5 protein-coding genes are annotated in these 9,284 nt (G+C 60.0%); 3 read left to right on the forward strand and 2 right to left on the reverse strand.

Features of this window, described 5'->3' with window-relative positions; all coding sequences use genetic code 11:
* Positions 1–148 precede the first annotated feature (148 nt).
* Positions 149–2,263, forward strand: coding sequence for an RNA polymerase sigma factor RpoD (rpoD, locus tag HNR60_RS15695; protein WP_184259107.1), 2,115 nt, complete (start codon positions 149–151; stop codon positions 2,261–2,263).
* Positions 2,264–2,466: 203 nt separating this feature from the next.
* Here the strand turns inward: rpoD and HNR60_RS15700 are convergent, their stop codons facing one another.
* Together HNR60_RS15700 and HNR60_RS15705 are read right to left on the reverse strand one after the other, a co-directional pair.
* Positions 2,467–4,812: an NACHT domain-containing protein gene (locus tag HNR60_RS15700; protein ID WP_184259109.1), complete on the reverse strand. Its 2,346-nt coding sequence runs from the start codon at positions 4,810–4,812 to the stop codon at positions 2,467–2,469.
* Between the two features lie 443 nt (positions 4,813–5,255).
* Entirely contained in the window at positions 5,256–5,675 is a 420-nt protein-coding gene (locus HNR60_RS15705; RefSeq protein WP_184259112.1) for a DUF5413 family protein, read from the reverse strand.
* 185 nt (positions 5,676–5,860) lie between these two features.
* Between HNR60_RS15705 and HNR60_RS15710 the strand changes: the two genes are divergently transcribed.
* On the forward strand, positions 5,861–6,184 hold the full coding sequence (locus tag HNR60_RS15710) for a cupin domain-containing protein (protein WP_184259114.1): 324 nt from the start codon (positions 5,861–5,863) through the stop codon (positions 6,182–6,184).
* 412 nt (positions 6,185–6,596) lie between these two features.
* Positions 6,597–8,258 carry a hydroxylamine reductase gene (gene hcp / locus HNR60_RS15715; protein WP_184259116.1) on the forward strand — a complete coding sequence of 554 codons (1,662 nt, stop codon included), beginning with the start codon at positions 6,597–6,599 and terminating at the stop codon, positions 8,256–8,258.
* The last annotated feature ends 1,026 nt before the right edge of the window (positions 8,259–9,284 follow it).

Consider the following 9,284-nt stretch of genomic DNA (forward strand, 5'->3'; position numbering starts at 1 on the left):
ACGGCGGGAAAAATTCTCAACGTGCGACATCGGCGAGATTGATTTCGGGGTGGCGCGGTCGGGCGCCGCCCTTTCCGCGTCAAGGCGGAGTGTAATTCATAGCGGGGTGGGCGACGCCCCCGGCGTGAGCGCGTTTCAGGAGCATTGAATGGCCACCAAGGCAAAGACGCTGCAGACCAAGGATTCCAAGGACGACAAGGTCGTCGACGCGCCGGAGAAGGACGCCCCGGACGCGCCGTCGCCGTTGCTCGACCTCTCCGACGCTGCCGTCAAGAAGATGATCAAGCAGGCCAAGAAGCGCGGCTTCGTGACCTTCGATCAGCTCAATGAAGTGCTGCCCTCCGACACCACCTCGCCCGAACAGATCGAGGACATCATGTCGATGCTCTCCGACATGGGCATCAACGTGTCCGAGGCCGACGACGCCGACAGCGACGAGGACGACTCCAAGGAAGAGGCCGAGGAAGAGCCCGATAACGAACTGGTCGAGGTGACGCAAAAGGCCGTCACCGAAACCAAGAAGTCCGAGCCCGGCGAGCGCACCGACGATCCCGTCCGCATGTACTTGCGCGAAATGGGCACCGTCGAGCTGTTGTCGCGCGAGGGCGAAATCGCCATCGCCAAGCGGATCGAGGCCGGCCGCGAGGCGATGATCGCAGGGCTGTGCGAAAGCCCGCTGACGTTCCAGGCCATCATCATCTGGCGCGATGAATTGAACGAAGGAAAGATCTTCCTGCGCGACATCATCGATCTTGAAGCCACCTATGCGGGTCCGGACGCCAAGAACAACATGAACCCGGCGCTGATCGCAGCCCCGGCCGCCGCCGACGGCGAAGCCGCCGATGGGCCGGAGGCGGTCGCAGCACCGCCGGCCGCGCCGCCGCAGCCGACCCCGTTCCGCGCCGCGCCGCCGCGCGCCGCGGCCGCCGCCGACGAAACCAAGGACGGCGCGGAATCCGCCGATGGCGATGCCGACGACGACGAGTTCGAAAACCAGATGTCGCTCGCCGCGATCGAGGCCGAGCTGAAACCGAAGGTGGTGGAGACCTTCGACAAGATCGCCGAGAACTACAAGAAGCTGCGCCGCCTGCAGGAACAGGACATCTCCAACCAGCTGCAGAACGAGACGCTGTCGCCGGCGCAGGAGCGCAAGTACAAGAAGCTGAAGGACGAGATCATCGTCGAGGTGAAGTCGCTGCGGCTGAACCAGGCGCGTATCGATTCGCTGGTCGAGCAGCTCTACGACATCAACAAGAAGCTGGTGTCGTTCGAAGGCAGGCTGCTGCGGCTCGGCGACAGCCACGGCGTCGCCCGCGAAGACTTTCTGCGCAACTACCAGGGCTCGGAGCTCGATCCGCGCTGGCTCAACCGGGTGTCGAAACTGTCCGCCAAAGGCTGGAAGAATTTCGTCGCCCACGAGAAGGACCGCATCAAGGAATTGCGCGGCGAGATCCAGTCGCTGGCGGCGCTCACCGGGCTCGAGATCGGCGAATTCCGCAAGATCGTGCACGGCGTGCAGAAGGGCGAGCGCGAGGCGCGCCAGGCCAAGAAGGAAATGGTCGAGGCGAATTTGCGTCTGGTGATTTCGATCGCGAAAAAATACACCAACCGCGGCCTGCAATTCCTCGATCTCATTCAAGAGGGCAACATTGGTCTGATGAAGGCGGTCGATAAGTTCGAATATCGCCGCGGCTACAAGTTCTCGACCTACGCCACCTGGTGGATCCGGCAGGCGATCACCCGCAGCATTGCGGACCAGGCCCGCACGATTCGTATTCCCGTGCACATGATCGAGACCATCAACAAGATCGTGCGCACCTCGCGGCAGATGCTGAACGAAATCGGCCGCGAACCCACTCCCGAGGAATTGGCCGAAAAGCTCGGTATGCCGCTGGAGAAGGTGCGCAAGGTTCTGAAGATCGCCAAAGAACCGTTGTCGCTGGAGACCCCGGTCGGCGACGAGGAGGATTCGCATCTCGGCGACTTCATCGAGGACAAGAACGCGATCCTGCCGATCGACGCCGCGATCCAAAGCAACCTGCGCGAAACCACCACGCGGGTGCTGGCCTCGCTCACCCCGCGCGAAGAGCGCGTGCTGCGCATGCGCTTCGGCATCGGCATGAACACCGACCACACGCTGGAAGAAGTCGGCCAGCAGTTCTCGGTGACCCGCGAACGCATCCGGCAGATCGAAGCCAAGGCGCTGCGGAAGCTGAAGCATCCGTCGAGGAGCAGGAAGCTCAGGAGCTTTTTGGATAACTGAGACGATCAATCAATACTGACTGTCATGGCCGGGCTTGCCCCGGCCATCCATCCAAAAACGGCGGGCCAAGGCCCGCCGATTTTGCGTTACGGTCACTCCCACTCGCGCTTGTCGCAGCCCTGTAGCCCGGATGAGCGAAGCGACATCCGGGGCCCCGGCCCCGCATATCGCTGCGCTCATTCGGGCTACGTTTGCTGCGCTTGCTAGTCAAACCGTTCAGCGGCGTCACCCCGTAGCGAGACAGCGATAATGATTCCATTAGCCCCACCCTTGTTCAGAAGGCTAGTTAGTACGGCTGAATGAGCCCCGATAGTCTCCAGGATCTCGTTTGCTAGAAATCGCATCTCTTCAAGCTGGTATCCAGAGTCGGGGAGATGAACGAACATCGATCCACGAGCTGCCCTTTCAATTAGAACTAGGAGGGCGCTTATGGAGAATCTGAATTGTTTCTTTGGGTGTTGATATTTCACACAAGACGACAGAACTGAAGCGCGTAAGGCTTCAATGTCGGCTTGATAAAATTCAATTGGCTGCGAGCTCTCCAAATAATTTCTGATTTTATGGTGCGAAATGCCAGTAATAGCACTGGCTAGTATAGCTTTCACAAGTGTTGTTCTGCCGGAAATCCGGGTCTCGTTTGCAATGCAATTGTAGGTCGCGAGAACGGAATTCAATGTAATTGAGTCGCTAAGGCGTGCCAGTAGGTATGGCTCTGTGTCTAATCCATTCTTTCGTAGATAAAAATAGTGTGCGTAGATATTGCTTTGATGTCGGTTTCCTCTTCTGGTGTCGCCGACCTCTGAAGCGATCTTCTTATCTTTGGCGCAAACTTCTAATATGCGCGCGTCCACTACGCCCAAGTCGTGCATTAATCCTTCCCGAAGATTACTAATTCCGCCTCCAGGGCCTTCTTCGATGAAAGAAAGAATCTCAGCATTCACGTTCGACATAAAATCCCGATAGTCGTCGCGTCTGAATCTTGCATTTTCAAAATAATCTGCAACGAGGAATTCAAGATAGCTTTTGTGAGGAAAGTAATAGAAGCGCTTGGCCTTGTTGTTCAGTACGCCAGATTGATTTACAGGCTCGATGACTGATCCGACTAGCGCTTCTCTGATTGCTGCATTGTTGTTCTGTTTCACTCGCATTCCGGCTGGGATTATTTCGATGGGGATTTCCTCAGCGTAAAACCGATTCTCTTTCTTGGTGTTTAGCAGCCACCATGCCATCCATTGCATGAAGGTCATTCGATCGTCGCGCAGACTCTTGCTGTTGAGTACTTCCGCAGGAGGTTGCCTTGCCCATTTTCTGGACTCTCTTACAATGAAGCCATAAATAAACTTTCTGTATAGCTCATATCTGGTTAGGGGCGCGTCTAGATCTAGAAGCTCGTCAATTATCGATGTGAACATCTTCAGTTGAACAGGTCGAAGAAGGATGTTCGCGTCAGAATCGGGAAGTTGCCGGAGAAGCGAAGTGTATTTAGCGTGTTGCTCCTTGGACAGTGGTGGCTTCTTTTTGGAGAGAAAGTTGCCGAGATATGCCTCGGTCTCCTGGCCATTGAAGAATGCTACGTCCACGGTCTGTAGTCGCTTTTGTCTTTCGGAATCGCCGTCAAAGAGAGAAGATAAGATCTTTTCCTCTTCTTGGTTTGAGAGGAAGGAGTCCGGGCGCCCTAAAATTATCACTTTCGCCTTCCCGGAAAAAAGGGGCTTCATTTGTTCGAACGTATAAACAAAGTCCTCTAGATCCATTGCATGGCGCATCTCGTCGAAGCCGTCTAGAATCAACAAATATTGTCCCTGCTGGCTCATCTCCAGAAACATTGTGTAAGAAAAATCTTTGACTGAAACGCCACTCTCGGCTCCGCTTAGAGCTGAGCAGATAAGAGCGACCACGTCTTGCTTGGAGTACATCCCTCCTAGTGGGATTCTAATGGGAATTCGATCGAATGTGCCGTCCAGGTATCGTTTTGAAAGTATGCTTGCTACGTAGAGGCTGAAGGTGGTTTTTCCAAGTCCATATCCGCCGAATACGACTAAGCCAGATCGATTGAGCTCCATCCATTTCATTACATAGTCAAATAGCTTTTTGTCGCTATTCCGAACTCGTGTATCGACGAAGAATTTTGATGCATCGCTTTGTTCAAAAGCAAGAATGTTATGATTTAGTAGTGCGGTAAAATTCATCAGTGACGCTCGAAATTCCTCGAACGTCGAATATTGCACGTTGGTAAGAGATGCCACGGATGCTCGGGGGGATCCGGAAAGCTGGTGTTTGCCGATGATCCAAAGATTGTCGATCGTCCGCTGTGACAATGCGGGTGCATAGAGGGTGTGGATTGAGGCAATATCGGCGCTCGTGAGCCCTTTGCTCCAATCTTTAGCTTCGACCGCTATCCGGCGAGGAAATATCGGGCTCGTATCATCAACAAAGAACACATCCGCTGTTGTTGTGTTTAGCCGCTTTTCGACTTCTACCGTTTGAAATTTCACTCGTAGCAGGCCGGCGACGCGATCTCTTAAATGATCCCCAGCTAACTTAGGCATCTTGAACTCCGCTCATAAACGGCCCGCCCATGGCGGTCTGTAGCGATTCGCGTCGGTGCGTGACCGTCGTTTGTAGAACTAGACGACCAGAGAGAAAAATCGAGAAAAGTCCCATTGACTAAGTGTCTAGCGATGCTTATATTCCTATTCATTCCGGTCCACTTAACGATGGGCGGCTCGCGATCGTCACTCCTCCCGGCCGGGTGCGGTGGACGCGGCAGCCTCGGCGCGGAGGGTGGCGGCAGGGGGCTTTCAGGCAGCGAGTCCGCAAGGCGCGGCCTTAAGGCCTAGCGGCCGCCGAACCGAGCGCATGACGATACCGCCGTGCGGTATGGGCGGACGGCGATGCACGACTTGTATCCCCTCTGCATGCGCTCCACTTGCATCGCCTTGAGATGCGCCTCACTTGCGTCGCCGCGGCCGCCGTCTGCTCCCGACGCGGCTCACGCCTTGGCCACCGCCTCCTTCGGCGTGACGTTGCGCGACAGCCAGGAATTCAGCAGCGTCGGCACCAGGCCGACCAGCCCGTACAGCACGAACTGCTTGACGCCGCTATCGGCGCCGCGGCCGCCATACATCAGCGCGGTGGCGACGAAGCCGATGGCGCCGCCGATCGCCATCCGCAGCGGCAGCTGCAGCCCCTTGACATGCGCCAGGATGTCGTCGATCGCCGCCATCATCAGCGACGGCAACAGCCCGAACAGGTAGCTGTATTGCAGCGTCGAGAACAGGATCACGAACAGCTTGCCGACTTCGGACAGCGAGGTCTTGTCCCAATAGCCCGACATCACCGTGGTCGCGATCAGCAGCAGGAAGCCGCCGAGCGACGGGCCGATCAACGCGAAAATCACATAGCGCTTCATCTCGCCTCCGCACCAATCCACGCCGATGTTGTGGCAAGTTTTCGCGGCTTTGGATAGCCGGATGTCGGCGGCGGCGGCCGCCCGCCGCGCGGAAAATGCCGGTCGCCGTGCTGCGGCGCGGCAGGGCGACCGCCTGCGCCGCGGCGATCGCCGTGCTAACAAGGGGGCTGAACCGAGGAGCGCGGATGATCGTCAAAGACCTGCTCGACCCATTGCCGCCACCGGGGCCGGACGAAAGCCTGGAGACGTTGCTGAGCCGCGGCGACGTCCGCTTCGAGCGCATCGTCTCGACCGGGCAGGCGAGCCCGCCGGGGTTCTGGTACGACCAGGCCGAGACCGAAGTCGTGGTGCTGCTGGCGGGCGCGGCGACGCTGCGCTTTGCGGACGGCGACCGGCTGATCGCGCTGCGCGCCGGCGCTCTGGTGGAAATCCCCGCGCACGCCCGCCACCGCGTCGAGGCGACGCAAGCCGATCCGCCGACGGTGTGGCTGGCCGTGTTCTTCCCGTGAGAATGTAGAATGGAGGGTGGGGAAGGCGCACTTGCGCCGTGCTCCCCATTGCGAGGCCGTGCAACCGAGGTGGGCACTTCTCATTAATGGCCGTGCCGTCGAGGCACTTCGCTCACCACGTCATGGCCGGGCTTGTCCCGGCCATCCACGCCCACACGCGATGCCGTGCCCGTTTCCGTGGATGGCCGGGACAAGCCCGGCCATGACGGGGAGAGGGCGCCCCTAACGGCGCTGAAGTGACGTCCGTCGCCGTCCCGCGCAGCCGGCTCTCGCCGCTGAGGTTGTGCCAGCACAAAGAGCCGGCGGCTTGCGCGCCTATAACCGCATCCGCAACCCCGGCCGGCCCCGCAAGCCCCCATAACCCTCTGGCGCGATTGCGTTTCTAGCAGTCCCCGCACCCATGGAATGCCCGATGTATTGTATCCAATGTGAACACACCATTCGCGCGCCGAAAGGCAATGGCTGCAGCTATCAACGCGGGATGTGCGGCAAGACCGCCGAGATCTCCGACCTGCAGGACATGCTGGTGCGGCTGTTGCAGAGCGTGTCGATGTACGCCAAGGCGGCGCGCAGCGTCGGCGTCGTCGACGACGAGGTCGACGGCTATGTGCCGCAGGGCTTCTTCGCCACGCTGACCAACGTCAATTTCGACGCCGCGCGCATCATCGCGTTCAGCCGCCGCGCCGTCGCGTTGCGCGACCGGCTGCGCAGCCGTTATCTCGCCGCCTGCGCCGAGCAGGGCGTGACGCCGCAGGTGCTGCCGCTCGCCGCCGATTACGAGCTGCCCGAGGAGCGCGCGGCGATCCTGTCGCAGGCCGGCCGCGTCGCGCTGAACGCCGACAAGGCGTCGATCGGCGAGGACGCGCTGGGCTTGCGGCTACTCTGCCTCTACGGCCTGAAGGGCGCCGCCGCCTATATGGAGCACGCCCGCGTGCTCGGGCAGACCGACGTCGAGGTCTATGCGCGCTTCCATGACTTCATGGCGTATCTCGGCGAAGATCCCGGCGAGATCGACGCGCTGTTCAAATGCGCGATGGACATCGGCCATCTCAACTACCGCATCATGGAAATGCTCGACGAAGGTGGCACCAAAACCTTCGGCCACCCGGAGCCGACCCGCGTCAACCTGAAGGCCGTCAAGGGCAAGGCCATTCTGGTCTCCGGCCACGACATGCACGATCTCGAACTGATCCTGCAGCAGACCGAAGGCCGCGGCATCAACGTCTACACCAACGGCGAAATGCTGCCGGCGCACGCCTATCCCGAACTGAAGAAATATCCGCACCTGGTCGGCAATTACGGCACCGCCTGGCAGAACCAGCAGAAGGAGTTCGCGAACTTCCCCGGCGCCATCGTGATGACCTCGAACTGCCTGATCGATCCCAATGTCGGGCAGTATGGCGACCGCATCTACACCCGCTCGATCGTCGGCTGGCCCGGCGTGCAGCACATCGAAGGCAGCGACTTCTCCGTCGCGATCGACAAGGCGCTGGCGCTGCAGGGCTTCGCCGCCGACGAGCCTGCGCACTACACCACCACGGGCTTTGCCCGCAACGCCTTGATGCAGGCGGCGCCGGCGGTGATCGATCAGGTCAAGGCCGGCAACATCAAGCACTTCTTCCTGATCGGCGGCTGCGACGGCGACAAGATGGAGCGCTCCTACTACAAGGAGCTCGCGCAATCGGTGCCGCAGGACAGCCTCATCCTGACGCTTGCCTGCGGCAAGTTCCGCTTCAATTCGCTGGAGTTCGGCGACATCAACGGCATTCCGCGGCTGCTCGACGTCGGGCAGTGCAACGACGCCTATTCGGCGATCCAGCTGGCGCTGGCTTTGGCGGATGCGTTCGGCTGCGGCGTCAACGAACTGCCGCTGTCGCTGGTGCTGTCGTGGTTCGAGCAGAAGGCGATCGTGATCCTGCTGACGCTGCTGGCGCTCGGCATCAAGGACATCCGCGTCGGCCCCACCGCGCCGGGCTTTCTCACGCCGAACCTGGTCGGCATCCTCAATCAGCAGTTCGGATTGAAGCTGATCACTTCGCCGGAGCAGGATCTGAAAGACATGCTGGCGGCGTAAGCCGACGGCTACGGTCGCTCCTGTAGCCCGGATCAGCGCAGCGATATCCAGGGTGGCCAAGGCCCCGGATGTCGCTTCGCTTAGCCGGGCTACGTTTGCTTAACGGGCTACGTTTGCTTAAGTTCGTCATTGCGAGGATCCCTCCAAAGCTGTCATCCCGGGGCATGAGCAGCGAAGCTGCGAATGAACCCGGGATCCAGTACTCACCGCCCTGCAATACTGGATTCCGGGTTCGCTCGAGCTATCGCTCTCGCGCCCCGGAATGACAGCCTGATTTGGATCTTGCGCTCACTCCACCATCGCCGTCATCCTGAGTAACCCCGGCGCAGCCCGCAGGGCGAAGCCGGGTGTCTCGAAGGATGGGCTGCGAGCACACAAGCCGCCCTACCACGTCGTACTGACCTGCTGCGGAGGCACTTCGGTCAACACGTCATGGCCGGGCTTTGTCCCGGCCATCCACGCTCCCAAGCGATGCCGTGCCGGTTTCCGTGGGTGGCCGGGACAAGCCCGGCCATGACGGAGAGAAGTTGCGTGCTTGTTCGAGACTGATCGCTGCCCGCCGCGTCGAGGTCCTCGCCCTTGGACGCCATCACCGCGATGACGGTCGTTGACCGGCACGTCCTGCGTGCTTTCCTGCGTGCCTTCCGGCATTGAGCACAGCACAGCACCCATCCACCTCCGGCCGTCATTCCGGGGCGCGAGGCCGCAGGCCGAGCGAACCCGGAATCTCGCTGCGGATGCAAGCGCCGGGCGTGCTGCAAGATTCCGGGTTCGCTCGAGCTATCGCTCTCGCGCCCCGGAATGACGGTCTGTTTTGATCTTGCGCTCCACGCTATCGTGCTCGTTGTCACGCGATCGCTACCCCCGCTTGCCCTGCGCACGCCGCCGTCACCCCGCTTGACTCCCTCCCCCACCAAGATTATATTCCTAGTCGTCCCGCCCCGAATGCGAGGGGCGTTCGCGATCGTCACGACCGCGGGGCGGGATGCGATGGACGCGGCAGCGTCAGGCGGGGACGACGGCACC

Source organism: Rhodopseudomonas rhenobacensis, from assembly GCF_014203125.1.
Lineage (GTDB): Bacteria > Pseudomonadota > Alphaproteobacteria > Rhizobiales > Xanthobacteraceae > Rhodopseudomonas_A > Rhodopseudomonas_A rhenobacensis.